The organism is Arthrobacter sp. E1SS-5 (assembly GCF_057073715.1).
Map to the genome: position 1 here is coordinate 1,117,331 of NZ_CP172703.1, position 16,246 is coordinate 1,133,576.

Below are 16,246 nucleotides of genomic sequence, written 5' to 3' on the forward strand. Positions count from 1 at the left end.
GCCGGGTAAGGGATGCCCTACCCGGCCGGTTTCAGGGCGACCTGCCAGGCGGCAACTGCACGCGCACCGCTCAGGGTCCAGATAGCTGTTCCGCTGGCTCCGGCGGTTGCCTGCACCTTGTCTGCGAGTTCGGCGATCTGCCCACCGGCCGCCTGCCAGCGCTGGGTCCAGCCGGCCGGAGCAGAGGAAACCACGGGGGATGCGCAGTCACATCCCACGCCACCGACAAGCATGGCGCCGTTGGTGGCGGTGGTGACGCTCGGGGCGGTGATGCTGGTGGCGTTGTAGGTGGCGTCCACCGCTGTGGCTACGGAGGAATCAAGTGGCGTGGTGTTGTTCACGCCCCGGTAGCCGGTGATGCCGCCGCCCCACTTCACGGCGGTGCTGAGGGTCCACGCGTAGCTGGCAGGATCCGAGGCGCCCACCACGTGGTAGTAGACGAAGACCCGTGCCCCGGAGGTGGAGGTGCTGTTGATGCCCAGGCCGTTGACCAGGGGAGTCCAGCCTGCCGGGACGGAGGCCATGGTCGGATTCAGGTCCGTGGTGATGGAGGCAACCAGGACATCACCCGCAGCGGTTCCGGCGGGGGCACCGATGGAGACGGCGGAAGCCGCCGTTCCCGAATAAGTGGTGGACGAGCCGACGACGCCTACCCCTGTGGCCGGCGGCGGTGTGGAGGAGGAGCTGACGGTGATCGTGGTGGTGGCAGAACTGGACCCGCCGCTGTTCGTGGCCGTGAGCTTGGCCGTGTAGGTGCCGGCTGCCGCGTAGCTGTGGGCGGGGTTCTGCGCGGTGGAGGTGCCGCCGTCGCCAAAGTCCCAGGCCCAGGAGGTGGGCGTGCCGGTGGACGTGTCAGTGAAGGCGACGTTCAGCGGCGCCGTGCCGGAGGTGGGGGAGGCCGTGAACGATGCCACCGGTGCTGTGACCGCCGGCCCCAGCGGACGGTCCGAGTACCAGTAGCGCTTGGCCACGTCGTCACTGGCCATGACCACGATGCCCGTGGAACTGTCCACGCCCTGCTTGGTGGTGGTCACATTGTTCATGTTGGACGACGACGCGCTCTGGATGACGGGAGTCCCGCGGCCGCTGCCGAACACAGGGTTGTCCATGGACGCGGTCTTCTCGTAGATGCTGCCGGCAACCCCGGAGTACGCGCAGCCACTGACCGATGTGGGCGGAGCTGTCTGGAAAGCGTGGACCAGGTTGCTCTGTGTATCCAGGACAATCTGCGGCCTGCTGACGCAATCACCCGTTGTGGAGATGGTCGATTGCGTGAAGGATCCCGTGCCCGGTTTGAAGACGAGCAGCAGCAACTGCGGCAGCGTGGGATCACTGGAGACATCGTTCAGGCTGGTCTTCACCGCGGCGAAAACGCGGCCGCTGGTATCCGACTGCAGGGATTTGATGTTCAGGTGGTCGTCGGCCTGGTTTTGGCCCCGGATGGCAGGCTGGAAGTTCCAGGACGATGACGCCGTGGGGGAGGTCCCGTCCGTGCGCGAGGCCCACCACACCGAGCCGGTGAGCTGGTCGCTCCACATCACTCCGATCTTGTTCTTGTTGTAGGACACCACGGCGGAGATGTCATCCGGTGCCGGATGCGGGTTGGAGACCGGGAGGACGAACGGCGCAGCCCAACTGGAGCCGCCGGGCGCCGAGTTGTTGACGTAGACGGTGTTGGTGAAACCGCTGGTGCTGTTGCCCGCCACCTGCGTCCACGTGGCCCAGATGGCGCCCGTGCTGTCCTCGGCGATGGTCATCGACTCGCTGCTGTTGTTGGCAATCACCGTGGGGAACCCGGCGTCGAGCGTGTACTTGCCGCCAGCGTAGCTGTACCGGTAAAGGTAGGCGGGCTGTCCCGCGACAGAGGGTTTCGGGTTGGCGTCGGTGGAGACGGTCACCACGTGCGAGGCGATGTAAAGGTGGCTGCCGTCCCACATGGTGTCTGCCAGGGTGCTGCCGCGGGTGTCATTGACCACGCCCGTGTTCACCCAAGTGGCGCTGGGCCGGTCCAGCCGGTAGATGCTCCAGCCGCTGCCGCTGGTCCACATGTCCGCCCACCAGGAGCCGTCATTCCACCACAGCTTGCTCTGCGGCTTGTCCGACGTCGGCGGATTGGCCACCCCGGAGTAAGCGATGCTCTGGGTTCCGTAGACGGGATCGGCAGATGCCGGCGGCGCTCCAATCAACGCGGCGGCCGCTACCAGGGCCAGGACCACTGCCTGCCGTAACCAACCTGGGAAAACTTCGTTCTTCATGGCCGGCTCCTGGGACTTGATGCCGCAGTGGCATTTTTATTTGCCGGAGTCCTGCCGCCGGCCCAGCCCGACGCAACCCCTAGGGGATTTAGGGTAGGCCCCTAATTGATCCCCTAACAAGAGCCCCTAGTACCTGTTTTTGTTGCTCAGGGCTACCTTCTTTTCAAGTGGCGGACTCGGCGCGCTGCAGAGGCCACGGGACCCCCGCCACCAGAAGTGCCGAAGGTCCCGCCAGCCCATCACTAAAGGTCAGGCGCGCGCCTGAAGCCCCGGGACGCCGTCGCGGATCTCGAAGGAGGCCTTGGTGGCAACCGGTGCGCCCGGCGTCGTGACGTGGTCCAGCACCCGGAAGTCGGCCGTCATGGCGTCGCGGGTGATGCGGGTGTTCACGTAGCCGCGGTTGTCGTTGTAGAACTTCAGGTGCGGGTTCCAGGCCATGGTGGCGTCCGTGGTGGAGCCGCTGCCGTCGCCGGTGGAGGTGATGGACGTGCACACCAGCTCCGCGCCGACCACGGGGGAGGCGGGATCCTTGTAGTCCACCTTGACGTCGTTGGCCCAGTGCCGGTGCACATCGCCGGTCAGTACGACGGCGTTGCGGACGTTGGCGTCCACCCAGCCCTGGGTGATGCGGCGGCGCGAGGCTGCGTAGCCGTCCCAGCCGTCCATGGAGACGTCGTCGATCTCCGGTGCCTTGTTGCGGTCTCGCTCGGCGAAGAAGACCTGCTGGCCCAGGATGTCCCAGCGCTGGGTGGAGTTGCGGAAGCCGTCCAGCAGCCACTCCTCCTGCTCGGCGCCGGTGATGGTCCGGTTCTCCGCCAGCCGTTCGGTGACGTTCTTCTTCCAGCCGTCGCCGGCCAGCTGGTCGTCGCGGTACTGCCGGGTATCCATCATGTGGAAGTTGGCCAGCTGGCCCCACTGGATCCTGCGGTAGATCTTCATGTCCGGGCCGGCCGGCAGCGACGACGGGCGCAGCGGCATGTTCTCGTAGTACGCCTGGAACGCGGCGGCGCGGCGCTGCCGGAAGTGCTCCACGCTGTCGTTGAGCTGCCCGGCGTCCTTGTTCTCGGGGACGTCGTCCGCCCAGTTGTTGTCCACCTCGTGGTCATCCCACACCACTGCCCAGGGTGCGATGGCGTGCGCAGCCTGCAGGTCGGCGTCGGCCTTGTACTGCGCGTGCCGCTGCCGGTAGCTTTCCAGCGTGACGGTCTCCGGGCCCTCGTGGTCGCGCGGATTGCCGCCACCGATCACGTAGCTGTCCTTCTTGTATTCGTACAGGTAGTCGCCCAGATGCAGCACCAGGTCCGGGTGGTCCTCGGCCAGGCGGCGGTAGGCGGTGAAATAGCCGTGCTCGTACTGCGCGCAACTGGCGAACGCCATGGCCAAGGCGGCCGGTGTCTCGTGCAGCGCCGGGCTGGTCAGGGTGCGGCCCACCGGGCTGAGGTGCCTGCCGGCGCGGAAACGGTAGAAGTACTCGCGGCCGGCCTTCAACCCGCGCAGCTCCACGTGCACCGAGTGGGCGTTTTCGACGCGGGCCTGCTCCACCCCGCGGGCCACCACGTTGCGCATGCCCTGGTCCTCGGCAACCTCCCACTGCACGGAAACCGGACGTGACGGCATGCCGCCCAGACCATCCTCCGCCACCGGGTTCAGGGCCAGGCGGGTCCAGAGGACGAAGCCGTCCGGCCACGGCTCGCCGGACGCGATGCCGAGCATGAAGGGATCGGTGCGGAGGCCGGCGTCGTCAGCAGTGGAAACGGCGACGGCGGCGCTCGGCAGTGCGGCGACCAGGCCGGCGCCGAGGCCGGCGGAGATAAGGGTTCTGCGGGAGACGTTGTCCATGGCTCCCAAGGTATTTCCAGCTTCTGTACAGGTTTTGAGGAGGATGTGAATGGGTGGTTAACGCCGTGACAAGAACTGTGAACTTCCTGCGGCCTCCCGGGTAGGTGGGGGCCTTTAGACTCTGGCCCCGGTCTCGCCCTGCCGGGCATAGTTGGCGCCGGACCTATCCAGCCAACGAAAGAAGCCATAATGCCCCGCACCTCTGTTGTTACCGGCGCAGCCTCCGGCATCGGCAAGGCAACCAGGGAACTGCTCGAGCAGCGCGGGGAACGCGTCATAGGCGTGGATCTTCATGACACCGAGGTGGTGGCCGACCTGGCAACGGCGGACGGGCGCGCCGGCATGGTGGACGCTGTACGAAAAGTCAGCGGCGGCAGGATCGATGCCATTTACGCCAATGCCGGACTCGCATCCGCGGCGCCGCCGACTGTTGCCGTCAACTTCTTTGGAGCAGTAGCAACACTCGAAAAACTCCGGCCCCTGCTGAGGGAATCCGAAGCCCCACGCGCGGTGGTGGTCTCATCCATGGCAGCCCTCATGGCCAGCGACGAAGAGCTGGTGGGTCGGCTGACCGCAGGAGACGAGCAGGCAGCCATGGCCCGCGCCGAGTTCCTGGCCAAGGAACCGGCCACCGGCGGGCTCATCTACTGTTCCACGAAACTGGCGCTGTCCCGGTGGGTCCGCCGTCAGGCCGCCACAGAACCGTGGGCCGGGGCAGGAATTCCGCTGAACGCCGTGGCTCCCGGAATAATTGCCACTCCTATGACCGCCGGGATGATCGATACCGAACAGGGACGGGAGTCGCTGCTGAAAGTGGTCCCAATGCCACTGAACGGGATTGCCGAGCCGATCGTCGTGGCCCGCCTGCTCGCCTGGCTCAACAGCGCTGAGAACACCCATCTGTGCGGGCAGATCGTCTACGTCGACGGCGGCAGCGACGCCGTGCTGCGCGGCGATTCGGTATGGTGAGGGCCGGGTCTCGGCGGGCCTAACCGGCGGGGCACGCAGCCCGGGACGCGAGGTACCGCGGATCGCTGCGGCCCACCAGCCGGCCTAGTGCCTCGACGGCCAGTGAATCAGCGGCCCCCATATCCGTGGCCAACCACCGCACCAGGAGCGAGGCATCCCCGCTGGCCCGAACAGCCGATCCAACCGCCATGTCCAGTTGGTCCCGGAGCAGCTGCACCGCGAGGGCGCCGGACCGGCTGAGCAGGGGAGCGCTGTACGCCTCCAGAGCCTCGGCAACCCTGCCCCCGCGCAGCAGACGCATCACGCCCGCCGCGTCGGAACGACCAGCCAGCGCGGGAGCAAGCCGGTAGGGGTTGGACTCCACCGCCTCGCCCAGCATCGAGCGCACCCGGAACATCTCGGTGCGGATGGCCTGGGGCGTTCCGGCGTCGCCATGCAGTTCATAGGCCAGCTCCTCCGCTGACCAGCCCTGCGACCGTGAATCCAGTAGCGCCAGGATCTCCGCCCGGCGCAGCGTAAGGGACAAGCGGCTCCCATCGGCAAACACCGCGGCAGGCTTCTCGCCCAGCAGTTCCAGTGACTCGACGGCGGCAGCCGGCCGGACAACATGGGCCACAGGCTGCCGGGACGTGCGGACGGGGGACGAAGCTCCCAAGGGCGTGCCGCCGTCGGACGTTCCCAGCAAAGCCTCCGCCACCCGCACGGCGCACCGCACCATCCGCAAAGTGTCCGCGCTGAGGGTGTCCAAGGGTCCGGACACGTCCAGGACCCCGAGCACCTGCCCGGTGGCCGGGTCCGTGATGGGCGCCGCGGTGCAGGCCCACTCGTGGTGCGTGCGGACCAGGTGTTCGGCGGAGAACAGCTGCACGGGGCCACCGGTGACCAGGGCCTCGCTGATGGCGTTGGTGCCGATGCCGGCCTCGGACCAGTCGGCCCCTTCCAGGAATTCGAGGTGGTCGGCCCGGCGGAGCACGGAAGGGCTGCCCACCCGCCACAGGATCTCACCGCCGGCATCGGTGAGCACCAGCAGATGGCGGCCGGAGCGGGAGTCATCGGCCAGGAGGTCGTGCAGCGCGGGCATCACCTGCTGCAGCCGGTGCTCCCGCCGCAGTTCCAGCACCTCTGCCACCTCGTGCAGATGCCGCGGGCTGTGCTGGTCCGGGCTGATGCCCAGGGCCATGGAGCGGTGCCAGGAATCGACCAGCCGGGTGGGGATCTCCGGCCGCGGGACGCCGGAAATGACCAGCTCGTGCGCGCGGCGCAGCGTCCGTGCATACGTTGCCGGGTCCGAAAACCTCAGGCCGTGGTCCACTGTTTCCTCCTCACAGCCGGCGCCCTTGCCGGATCGGTGTAACGCCGCTGTTACCTCTGCCGGGTTCAAATGGTGATGCAGCTCACGCCCGCCCCAGCATATCGGGCAGGCGGAGCCCAAGGAACAGCACAAAGGAGTGGAGATGACCCAAACACCCACCGCTGCCGCGCAGGCCTGGCTTTCCGGCCTGGATGACGCGCTGCAGCGGCGCGACGTGGACGCCGCGCTGGAACTTTTCGAGGATGATACCTACTGGCGGGATTTCGTGGCGTTCACCTGGAACCTCAAAACCCTGGAAGGCAAGGCGGATATCCGGCGCATGCTCCATGCCACGCTGGACCGGGTGCAGCCGTCCGACTGGGCGCTCGCCGAGGACGCAACCGGGGACGCGGAGAACGTGGAAGCGTGGATCACGTTCGAAACCGGCGCCGCCCGCGGCTACGGCCACCTCCGGCTCCGGAACGGCAAATGCTGGACGCTGCTGACCACCATGCAGGAGCTGAAGGGCTTCGAGGAGAAGAAGGGCCCGCGGCGGGAGCAGGGCGTGGCGCACCAGATCGTCCGCGGACGCAAATCCTGGAAGGAGCTCAAGGAGGAGCAGGAAGCCCGGCTGGGCTACGAGGAGCAGCCCTACTGCGTGATCATCGGCGGCGGGCAAGGCGGGATCGGGCTCGCGGCCCGGCTGAAGCGGCTGGGCGTGCCCACCATCATCGTGGAAAAGAACCAGAACCCCGGCGACTCCTGGCGCAACCGCTACAAGTCCCTGCACCTGCACGACCCCGTCTGGTACGACCACCTGCCCTACCTGAAGTTCCCTGACGATTGGCCGGTCTTCGCCGCCAAGGACAAGATCGGCGACTGGCTGGAGCACTACACCCGCATCATGGAGCTGAACTACTGGTCCGGCACCGAGTGCGTCAAGGCAGCGTACGACGACGGCACGCAGGAATGGGAGGTCAGCGTCCTTCGCAACGGCGAACCAGTGACGCTCCGGCCCAAGCAGCTCATCTTCGCCCTGGGCGTCTCCGGCTACCCGAACATTCCAAAGTTCGACGGCGCCGAGACCTTCCTGGGCGAGCAGCGGCACTCCTCCCAGCACCCCGGCGGCGGGGACTGGACCGGCAAGAAGGCCGTGGTGATCGGCTCCAACAACTCGGCCCACGACATCTGCGCCGACCTCTGGGAGCACGGCGCCGACGTCACCATGGTCCAGCGCTCCTCCACCCACATCGCCCGCAGCGAATCCCTGATGGATCTGGCGCTGGGGGACCTGTACTCGGAGCGGGCGCTCGCGGCCGGCGTGACGACTGAGAAGGCGGACCTGCTGTTCGCCTCGCTGCCCATGCGCGTCCTGCCCGGTGCACAGGTGCCGGTGTACCAGGAGATGGCCAAGCGGGATGCGGAGTTCTACTCCCAGCTGGAGGCCGCCGGGTTCGACCTGGACTTCGGCGTGGACGGCTCGGGCCTGTTCGTGAAGTACCTGCGGCGCGGCTCCGGCTACTACATCGACGTCGGCGCCTCCCAGCTGATCATCGATGGCCGGGTGAAGCTGAAGAACGGGCAGGTCACCAAGATCACCGGCAACGCCGTGGTGATGGACGACGGCACCGAACTGGAGGCGGACCTGATTGTCTACGCCACCGGCTACGGGTCCATGAACGGTTGGCTGGCCGACCTGGTCTCGCCTGAAATCGCGGACCGCGTGGGCAAATGCTGGGGATACGGCTCAGACACGCCAAAAGACCCTGGCCCTTGGGAAGGGGAGCTGCGCAATATGTGGAAGCCCACCAATGTGCCCAACCTCTGGATCCACGGCGGCAACCTGCACCAGAGCCGGCACTACTCCGCCTACCTGGCGCTGCAGCTGAAGGCCCGGATGGAAGGACTCGAGACCCCCGTCTACGAACTGCAGCCCAGCCACCACACCCGCTAAGGAGAACCCATCATGAAGGCAGCACGTTTCCATGCCCGCAAGGACATCCGGATCGAGGACATCCCTGAACCGGAACTGCGGGCCGGTGCGGTGAAGATTGACGTCGCGTGGTGCGGCATCTGCGGCACCGACCTGCATGAGTACCTGGAGGGGCCTATCTTCTGTCCCGCACCCGGGCATCCACACCCGCTGTCCCACGAGGAATCCCCGGTGACCCTGGGGCACGAATTCTCCGGGACTGTGGCTGAAGTCGGCGAAGGCGTGGAGGGGCTGGCAGTGGGTGACAACGTCGTCGTCGAACCCTACTTCGTGGACGGGACCTGCGACATGTGCCAGGCCGGCAGCTACCACCTGTGCCGGCAGATGGGCTTCATCGGGCTGTCCGGCGGCGGGGGAGGGCTGAGCGAGAAGATCGTGGTGGACCAGCGCTGGGTGCACCCCATCGGGAACATCCCGCTGGATGAGGCCGCCCTGATCGAACCGCTGTCCGTGGCCCATCACGCGGTGGCGCGCAGCGGCGTCAAAGAAGGCGACGTGGCCCTGGTGGGCGGGTCCGGGCCCATCGGTTTGCTCACCGCGGCCGTGCTCAAGGGCATGGGCGTGACCACGATCATCAGCGAGCTCACCCAGGCCCGGAAGGAGAAGGCCACCTCCAGCGGCGTGGCCGACCACGTGCTGGACCCGAGCCAGGAGAACGTGCCGGAGCGGGTCCGCGAGCTCACCAGCGGCACCGGGGCGGACGTCGCGTTCGAATGCGCGGGCGTGAACGCGGTCCTCGACACCATGCTCGACGCCGTCCGGCCGGGGGCCGTGGTGGTCAACGTGTCCATCTGGGGTGCGCCGGCCACCGTGGACATGCAGAAGATCGTGCTCAAGGAGATCGACCTGCGCGGCACCATCGCCTATGTCCGGGACCACCCGGCGGTCATCAAGATGGTGCAGGAAGGCAAGGTGGACCTCAAGCCGTTCATCACCGGCCGGATCGCGCTGGAGGACCTGGTGGAGCAGGGCTTTGACACCCTCATCAACCACAAGGACACCGCGGTGAAAGTGCTGGTGCATCCATAAGCGGGGGCGCTCGGACTTAAGTCCCTGTTTCCCCATAAACCTCAGGCGTAGCTTGAATGTGGGTTCCGCAACCGCGGGGCCCACATTCAAGGGGGCATCATGACCAGGCCCAGGCATACGGCACTCAGCGTTCTCGGGCTCAGCGGCCTGTTGCTCCTCACCGGGTGCTTCGGCCCGCCCAGCCCGTCGCCCACCACCAGTTCCGCGGCACCGTCGGCGAGCCCCACCACCAGCGCCACCCCAAGTACGACGGCGACCGGCACCGCAACGGCGACCCCGACGCCGCCGCCCAGCACCTCAGCCGCGCCCACCACCGCTGCCGCCCCTCCGCCGTCGTCCGCCCCAGCCGGCCCGCCACCCGCGCAGGAGCCCCAGCCGACGCAGGAACCCCAGCCCACCGGCCTCCCGGAGCAGACCGGCCCGCTGACCATCTACTACGTGGCCGTGGACGACAACGGAGTCTCCGGCCCCCGGATTGGCTGCGGTGACAGCCTGGTGGCCACCACCACGGGGCCGGTCCGGTTCACCGACCAGGTGCGGCCCAGCGTGGAGACACTGCTCGCCAACAAAAAGCGCGACGTGGGGATGTCCGGGCTGATCAACGTGCTGTACCAGTCCAGCCTGACGTACCTGGGCGGCGAGCTGAACGGCAGCACCATCAGCATCTGGCTTTCCGGGCAGTTCATGCTGGGCGGCGTCTGCGACATCCCCAGGGCCAAGGCGCAGCTGGAGTACACCGCCATGGCCGCCTCGGGAGCCACCAGCGCATTGGTATACGTCAACGGCCGGCCGATTGACGAGGTCCTCAGCCTCAAGTAGTTAAAGGTGGGTATGCCCGCAGCAGCCCCTGGGAGGAACCGGATGGACAGCCTGCAGCACCCGCTCTTCGCCCGCGCTTTCGCGCGGTGGTTGGCGGCATGGACCGCCGCGGGGCAGCCGAGCACCGCCGCCGCATCCTTGCCGGGCTGCACGGGTCCGTCATCGAGATTGGAGCGGGGGCAGGTTCGTCCTTCCCGCTCTACCCCTCCACCGTCACCCACGTCCTGGCCCTGGAACCGGACGACTATTTGCGGGACGTGGCGCAGGAGGCGGCAGCATCAGCCAGCGTTCCGGTGACCGTTGTCGATGCCGCCGCGGAGCAGATTCCGGCGGAAACCGGCAGCACCGACGCCGTCGTGGCCAGCCTTGTCCTCTGCAGCGTCAAGGACCAGGCCGCTGCGCTCGCAGAGATCCGCCGCGTCCTGCGCGTCCGGGCGGGACGCTGGCCTACTATGAGCACGTCCGCTCCGCCCACCCTCTCCTGGCCAGGGCTGAAGATGTCCTGACCCCGGTGTGGGGCCGGTTCATGGGCGGCTGCCACCTCAACCGGGACACCTTCGCCGCCATCACCGCAGCAGGGTTCACTGTCCAGGACCACGAACGGTTCGGTTTCGCCGTGCAGCGGTTCAACCCCTCCCTTGCCCACATCCTGGGCCACGCGGTCAGCCCCGGCCCGCCCAACCAGGCGCCAAGTCCGGCTGACCCAGGCCGCACAGCATGAAAACCCTGACCCTGCCGGGAGCGGACGGTGTGACGGTCAGCGTCCGGGAGTCCGGCGATGCAGTCGCCCCGCCCATGGTGCTGCTGCATGCCCTGGGCGACAGAGCGCTGGACTGGGAACCGGTTGCCGGAGCCCTCGCAGCCGACTTCCGGGTCTTCGCCGTCGACCTTCGCGGCCACGGGGGCAGCGGCTGGCCCGGGGCGTATTCCTTTGAACTCATGCGTGACGATGTCCTGGCTGTCCTGGACGCCCTGGACCTCCACGACGTGATCCTGGTGGGGCATTCCATGGGCGGAGTGGTGGCCTACCTGGTTGCACTGGCGCAGCCCGGCCGGCTGGCCCGCCTCATCGTTGAGGACGCCCCGCCGCCTTACCCGCGCAAGCGTGCGCTGCCCCAACAGCCCCCGGGCGAGTTGCCCTTCGACTGGGCCGTCGTCACCGCCATCGCCGGGCAGGTCAATGACCCCTCGCGCCGCTGGTGGCCCAGGCTGCCCGAAATTCCCATGCCCACGCTGCTGGTCGGCGGCGGGCATGGCAGCCACATTCCACAGGAACTCCTGGCCGAGGCCGCGGATCTGATCCCGGACTGCACCCTGGTCACCCTGGAGACGGGGCACAATGTGCACGCCACCGCGCCCGAACAGTTCCTCAGAGCGGTCACAGGGTGGCTGGGGGAGCGGGCACTATGAAGCTGGCGCCGCGAGGCCCGGTTTTCACGGAGCACCACGGAGTTGTCCCGACGGCTGTCAGACGCGAGTCGTACCCTAGTGCGGTAAAGGCAATTTCCCAGTCCAACATGTCTGAACGGATCCGGCATGACAGACCTGAACGTCCTGGAGTCCAGCCCCCTCCAATTGCCGATCCCCGACGCCGCAAGCCTGACGGCCGAACAGACCCTGGCCCGCCTGGGGTCCGGTCCCGGCGGCCTCAGTGAGGAGGAGGCGGCCGCCCGGTTGGAGCAGCTCGGTCCCAACGCCGTCCGCACCCACCGGGCCAACGCCTGGGCCGTGCTGGGCCGGCAGTTCGCCAGCCCCATCCTCATCCTCCTGATCATCACCGCAGGCTTGTCCCTGTTCCTGGGCGACGCCACCAACTCGATCGTCATCGGCGTAATCCTGCTGGTCAGCGTGGGGCTGGGTTTCATCAACGAGTACCGTGCCGAGCTCGCCTCGGAGGCACTGCACTCCCGGGTGACCCACCAGGCCGCCGTCCAGCGCGGCGGCGCCACAAAGGAAGTGGACGTCACCGCCTTGGTACCGGGCGACGTCGTGCATCTCTCCCTGGGCGCCATCGTCCCGGCAGACATCCGCCTCCTCACCACCAACAACCTGCACTGCGACGAAAGCATCCTCACGGGGGAATCCCAGCCCACCGCCAAGGACCCCGCCCCCGTCGCCGCCGGCGCAGCCCTTGCCGATCTCGCCTCCTGCGTGTTCATGGGCACCCTGGTCCAGTCCGGCGGCTGCAGCGGCGTGGTGGTGGCCACCGGCGGCCGCGCGGAGTTCGGCCGGATTGCGCTGGGCCTCGGCGAACGGCAGCCGCAGACCGAGTTCCAGCTGGGCCTCAAACGGTTCTCGTTCCTGCTGCTGCAGGTGGCCGTGGTGCTGACCTCGCTGATCTTCGTGGCCAACCTGCTGCTGGACCGCCCGCTGCTGGAATCGCTGTTGTTCTCCCTGGCCATCGCGGTGGGCATCACGCCGCAGCTGCTGCCCGCCGTCGTCAGCACCAGCCTGGCCACCGGCACCCGCCAGTTGGCCAAGCGGAAGGTCCTGGTCAAGCGGCTGGTGTGCATCGAGGACCTGGGGGACATGGACATCCTGGTTACGGACAAGACCGGCACCCTGACCGAGGGGAAGATCAGCTTCACCCACGCGCTTCCGGCCGGCGGTGGAACGTCCGACGACGGCCTGCTCACCCTTGGCCTGCTGGCCACCGAGGCGGACTACGCCGGCGCCAAGGCTTCCTCCGCAGGCCAGAACCCCCTGGATGCGGCGCTGTGGGAGAGTCCCGGCGCGGACGCGTTTGAACCGGGGCGGTTCGAGCGGCTGGACCTGATCGGCTTCGACCACCAGCGCCGCCGCACCACCGTGCTGGTCCGGGCGGCGGGCGGCGCCGCGCAGCTCGTCACCAAGGGGGCGCCGGAGGACGTGCTGGCCCTGTGCGGCCCCACGTCGCCGGCCGTGCAGGCCATGCTGGATGAACAGTTCGACGCCGGCGCCCGGGTGGTGGCCGTGGCCACCCGCCCCGCCGCGGGGCTGGCAAAGCTCACCCCGGCTGACGAGCACGGCCTCACCCTGGCCGGCTTCCTGGTGTTCCTGGACCGGCCCAAGGCCAACGCCCGCCAGTCGCTGGACCGGCTGGAGGCTCTCGGCATCTCGGTGAAACTCGCCACCGGGGATAACGCCAAGGTGGCCGAAAAGGTCTGCGCGGACCTGGACGTCATCTCCGGCGGCACGCTCACCGGCGCCCAGGTGGAGGGCATGTCCGACGCCGACCTCGCAGCCGCCGCGCGTACCGCCACCATCTTCGCCCGGGTCTCCCCGGAACAGAAGGCGCGCATCATCACCCTTCTGCGGCAAAGCGGCGGCGCGGTGGGCTTCATGGGCGACGGCGTCAACGATGCCCTGGCACTGCACAAGGCGGACATCGGCATTTCCGTCGATACGGCAACGGACGTTGCCAAGGACGCGGCCGACGTCGTCCTTCTGGACAAGGACCTCGGCGTCCTGGCGGACGGCGTGATGGAGGGCCGGCGGATCTTCGCCAACACCATCAAGTACGTGCTGATGGGTACCTCCAGCAATTTCGGCAACATGTTCAGCGCGGCCGTGGCTTCCGTGGTGCTGAGCTTCCTGCCCATGCTGCCCGGCCAGATCCTGCTGAACAACCTGCTCTATGACTCCGGCCAGCTGGCCATCCCGGGGGACCGCGTGGACCAAGAACAGCTGCGGGCGCCCTCGCACTGGAACATCGCGTTCATCCGGCGGTTCATGCTTCTTTTCGGGCCCATCAGCTCGCTGTTCGACTTTGCCACGTTCGCCCTGATGTTGTTCGTGTTCGATGCAGCCCCGGGGGAGTTCAGGGCAGGCTGGTTTATCGAATCCATTGCCACCCAGACCCTGATCATCTTCGCCATCCGCACCCGGCGCGTGCCCTTCCTGCGCAGCCGGCCGTCAACCGGGCTGCTGGCCGCGTCCCTGGGTGTTGTGGCCCTGGGCGTGTTCCTGCCGCTTTCACCCCTGGCCGGAGTCCTGGGCTTCGACCCGTTGCCGGTGCCGTTCTTCCTGGCACTGCTGGGCATGGTGGTGGTGTACCTGGTGCTGGTGGAGCTGGCCAAGCAGTGGTTCTTTGCCCGCGGTGCGCAGCAGCTGCCGGCTACGCCGCCGCCCGTGCAGCGCCGGCACGCCACCCACCACATCTCCCGGCGGGCGTTCCGGTTCAGCATTCCGGTCAGGATTCCGGCCTTGAGGCCACCCGTTGCGGTGCGCAGGAACCGGCGGAAACGTCCCGTCCGTAATCTTTAGCCCACGCAGCGCCGCGGGTTGTTAGCATGGAGGAAGAGACGCTGGGGCTCGTCTTTATGTATTCGAAGGTGATGCAGACCGCCGTGAATGCGTTCAGTTTGGAGCGTTTTTTACAATGTGGCGTGAACCCATACGGCGGCGGACCCGGGAACTCCTGCGGGAGTTCGTAGAGCGTGCAGATGACCTTGTCCGGGCCCAGGAACACATCGAAGGTCTGCTCGGCGCGGTGGTCTCCATGACCGAGGACCTGAGCCTTGAAGCGGTGCTGGACCGGTTGGTCCAGTCGGCGTGCGAACTCGTAGGCGCCCGATACGGGGCCCTGGGCGTCATCGGTGACGACCAGCAGCTTAGCCACTTCATTACGGTGGGCATCGACGAAGAAGGGGCGCGGGTCATCGGCGACCTGCCCACCGGTCACGGCGTGCTGGGCGAGCTCATCCGCGAACCCAAACCGCTGCGGCTCCGCGACCTGGGCGAACTTCCCATAGCCGTTGGCCTTCCGCCCAACCACCCGCCCATGAACACCTTCCTGGGCGTGCCGGTCCGCGTCCGGGACGAGGTCTTCGGCAACCTCTACCTGACCGAAAAGAACGGCGACCAGGAGTTTACGGCTGAGGACGAAGACCTGGCTGTCGCCCTCGCGGCCGCCGCCGGCGTGGCTATCCAGAACGCGAAACTGTTCGATGACAGCAGGCGGCGGCAGCGCTGGCTGGAAGCAGGGATGGAAGTCAGCGACCGCCTGAAGGACCAGCCACGGTCCGACACCGAGAACCTGGACATGATCGCGGAACGGGCCCTGAATGCCTCATCCTCGGTGCTGGCCCTGATCGCCTCGGCAGGTAAAGACGGAACCATTAAGTGCCGGACCCTGGTGGGTGCCCAGGCGGTGCCCGGCGGACATGAACTGCCGGCCGCTGCCGTCCTCTCCGAAGTTTTGGAAACGGGGGAGTCAAAGGCGTTGGGTGATCCGCTGCAGGTCTTCGATCCTGTTTCGGCGGAAAAGCTTGGCCCGGTGCTGGTGGCTGCCCTCGGAAGCAACAGTGACGGCCACCGGGACAGTGTGCTGGTCCTGGCCAGGGGGCCCGGCGGGGCCCGGTATACGGACGTCGATGTTGAACAAAGCGCGGTGTTCGCGTCCAGGATCGGCCTGACGCTTGACCTGCTGAAGGCGAACCAGCTGCGTGAAGAGCACGCGTTGTTCATCGACCGGGAGCGTATTGCAGCGGACCTGCACGACCTGGTGATCCAACGGCTCTTCGCAGCCGGGCTGAGCATCCAGGGCCTGCGCCGCTACACCTCAGATCCTGCTGCCCACGAGCGCCGCATCGCCGGCATTACCGGTGAGCTGGACGACTGCATCCACCAGCTGCGCGACACCATTTACTCCCTCCAGGCACGGGAACCCGACAAGGAGCTGCTCAGCGGACGGGTGCTGCGCGCGGTCCAGGAAGCTGCCAACGCGGCCGGGTTCCTGCCTCGAATCCAGCTCTCCGGACCGGTTGACGACGCCGTGGGCGACGACGTTGCAGAACAGCTCCTGCGCGTGCTTCACGAAAGCGTCAGCAACGCCGTCAGGCACTCGGGCTCGGAGGACATCTCCATCCTGCTTGCTGCGCAGGAGGACGAGGTGGTCCTGACGGTGCGCGACAACGGCTGCGGCTTCAAGGATCCCGAACGGGTCAGCGGGTTGAACAACATGAAGAACCGGGCCGAGCGCCTGGGCGGCAGTTGCACCATTGACAGCACCCCCGGGAAAGGCACCTGCGTGACATGGACCGCTCCCGCGGCCGGCTGAGTGCGGGTGCT

General features: G+C 67.5%; 12 protein-coding genes. 9 read left to right on the top strand and 3 right to left on the bottom strand.

The genetic code is table 11. The features are described from left to right. Positions 1-17 precede the first annotated feature (17 nt). A complete protein-coding gene (locus ACIGJD_RS05270; RefSeq protein WP_483688612.1) occupies positions 18-2,255 on the bottom strand; it encodes a PKD domain-containing protein in 2,238 nt (745 codons plus the stop codon). A 249-nt stretch (positions 2,256-2,504) separates the two neighbouring features. Further along, entirely contained in the window at positions 2,505-4,094 is a 1,590-nt protein-coding gene (locus ACIGJD_RS05275) for an alkaline phosphatase D family protein (protein ID WP_483688613.1), read from the bottom strand. Between the two features lie 189 nt (positions 4,095-4,283). Between ACIGJD_RS05275 and ACIGJD_RS05280 the strand changes: the two genes are divergently transcribed. After that, positions 4,284-5,063, top strand: coding sequence for an SDR family oxidoreductase (locus ACIGJD_RS05280; protein ID WP_483688614.1), 780 nt, complete (start codon positions 4,284-4,286; stop codon positions 5,061-5,063). A gap of 19 nt (positions 5,064-5,082) precedes the next feature. On the opposite strand, the gene ACIGJD_RS05285 is transcribed toward ACIGJD_RS05280, so the two are convergent. Continuing rightward, positions 5,083-6,375 carry a GAF domain-containing protein gene (locus ACIGJD_RS05285; protein WP_483688615.1) on the bottom strand — a complete coding sequence of 431 codons (1,293 nt, stop codon included), beginning with the start codon at positions 6,373-6,375 and terminating at the stop codon, positions 5,083-5,085. A gap of 142 nt (positions 6,376-6,517) precedes the next feature. Between ACIGJD_RS05285 and ACIGJD_RS05290 the strand changes: the two genes are divergently transcribed. From ACIGJD_RS05290 to ACIGJD_RS05325, 8 genes are all read left to right on the top strand, one after another. Further along, complete coding sequence (locus ACIGJD_RS05290) at positions 6,518-8,308, top strand: NAD(P)-binding domain-containing protein (protein ID WP_483688616.1); 1,791 nt, start codon at positions 6,518-6,520, stop codon at positions 8,306-8,308. 12 nt (positions 8,309-8,320) lie between these two features. Next, on the top strand, positions 8,321-9,376 hold the full coding sequence (locus tag ACIGJD_RS05295) for a 2,3-butanediol dehydrogenase (protein WP_483688617.1): 1,056 nt from the start codon (positions 8,321-8,323) through the stop codon (positions 9,374-9,376). A 99-nt stretch (positions 9,377-9,475) separates the two neighbouring features. Beyond that, positions 9,476-10,195, top strand: a complete 720-nt coding sequence (locus ACIGJD_RS05300) for a hypothetical protein (RefSeq protein WP_483688618.1) — start codon at positions 9,476-9,478, stop codon at positions 10,193-10,195. Positions 10,196-10,293: 98 nt separating this feature from the next. Further along, positions 10,294-10,701, top strand: coding sequence for a class I SAM-dependent methyltransferase (locus ACIGJD_RS05305; RefSeq protein ID WP_483688619.1), 408 nt, complete (start codon positions 10,294-10,296; stop codon positions 10,699-10,701). 20 nt (positions 10,702-10,721) lie between these two features. Beyond that, on the top strand, positions 10,722-10,916 hold the full coding sequence (locus tag ACIGJD_RS05310) for a hypothetical protein (RefSeq protein WP_483688620.1): 195 nt from the start codon (positions 10,722-10,724) through the stop codon (positions 10,914-10,916). Further along, positions 10,913-11,605, top strand: coding sequence for an alpha/beta fold hydrolase (locus ACIGJD_RS05315; protein WP_483688621.1), 693 nt, complete (start codon positions 10,913-10,915; stop codon positions 11,603-11,605). Before ACIGJD_RS05310 ends, ACIGJD_RS05315 begins: the two co-directional genes overlap by 4 nt. A gap of 126 nt (positions 11,606-11,731) precedes the next feature. Then, the gene (gene mgtA, locus ACIGJD_RS05320; RefSeq protein ID WP_483688622.1) at positions 11,732-14,440 is read left to right on the top strand and encodes a magnesium-translocating P-type ATPase; all 2,709 of its coding nucleotides are present in this window, start codon (positions 11,732-11,734) and stop codon (positions 14,438-14,440) included. 115 nt (positions 14,441-14,555) lie between these two features. After that, complete coding sequence (locus tag ACIGJD_RS05325) at positions 14,556-16,235, top strand: GAF domain-containing sensor histidine kinase (RefSeq protein WP_483688623.1); 1,680 nt, start codon at positions 14,556-14,558, stop codon at positions 16,233-16,235. Positions 16,236-16,246 lie beyond the last annotated feature (11 nt).

What these genes read in the sequence shown, in the direction of transcription:
- ACIGJD_RS05270 (WP_483688612.1), bottom strand. Translation starts at nt 2,255, where the DNA reads ATGAAGAACGAAGTTTTCCCAGGTTGGTTACGGCAGGCAGTGGTCCTG.
- ACIGJD_RS05275 (WP_483688613.1), bottom strand. Translation starts at nt 4,094, where the DNA reads ATGGACAACGTCTCCCGCAGAACCCTTATCTCCGCCGGCCTCGGCGCC.
- ACIGJD_RS05280 (WP_483688614.1), top strand. Translation starts at nt 4,284, where the DNA reads ATGCCCCGCACCTCTGTTGTTACCGGCGCAGCCTCCGGCATCGGCAAG.
- ACIGJD_RS05290 (WP_483688616.1), top strand. Translation starts at nt 6,518, where the DNA reads ATGACCCAAACACCCACCGCTGCCGCGCAGGCCTGGCTTTCCGGCCTG.
- ACIGJD_RS05295 (WP_483688617.1), top strand. Translation starts at nt 8,321, where the DNA reads ATGAAGGCAGCACGTTTCCATGCCCGCAAGGACATCCGGATCGAGGAC.
- ACIGJD_RS05300 (WP_483688618.1), top strand. Translation starts at nt 9,476, where the DNA reads ATGACCAGGCCCAGGCATACGGCACTCAGCGTTCTCGGGCTCAGCGGC.
- ACIGJD_RS05305 (WP_483688619.1), top strand. Translation starts at nt 10,294, where the DNA reads ATGGACCGCCGCGGGGCAGCCGAGCACCGCCGCCGCATCCTTGCCGGG.
- ACIGJD_RS05310 (WP_483688620.1), top strand. Translation starts at nt 10,722, where the DNA reads ATGGGCGGCTGCCACCTCAACCGGGACACCTTCGCCGCCATCACCGCA.
- ACIGJD_RS05315 (WP_483688621.1), top strand. Translation starts at nt 10,913, where the DNA reads ATGAAAACCCTGACCCTGCCGGGAGCGGACGGTGTGACGGTCAGCGTC.
- mgtA (WP_483688622.1), top strand. Translation starts at nt 11,732, where the DNA reads ATGACAGACCTGAACGTCCTGGAGTCCAGCCCCCTCCAATTGCCGATC.
- ACIGJD_RS05325 (WP_483688623.1), top strand. Translation starts at nt 14,556, where the DNA reads ATGTGGCGTGAACCCATACGGCGGCGGACCCGGGAACTCCTGCGGGAG.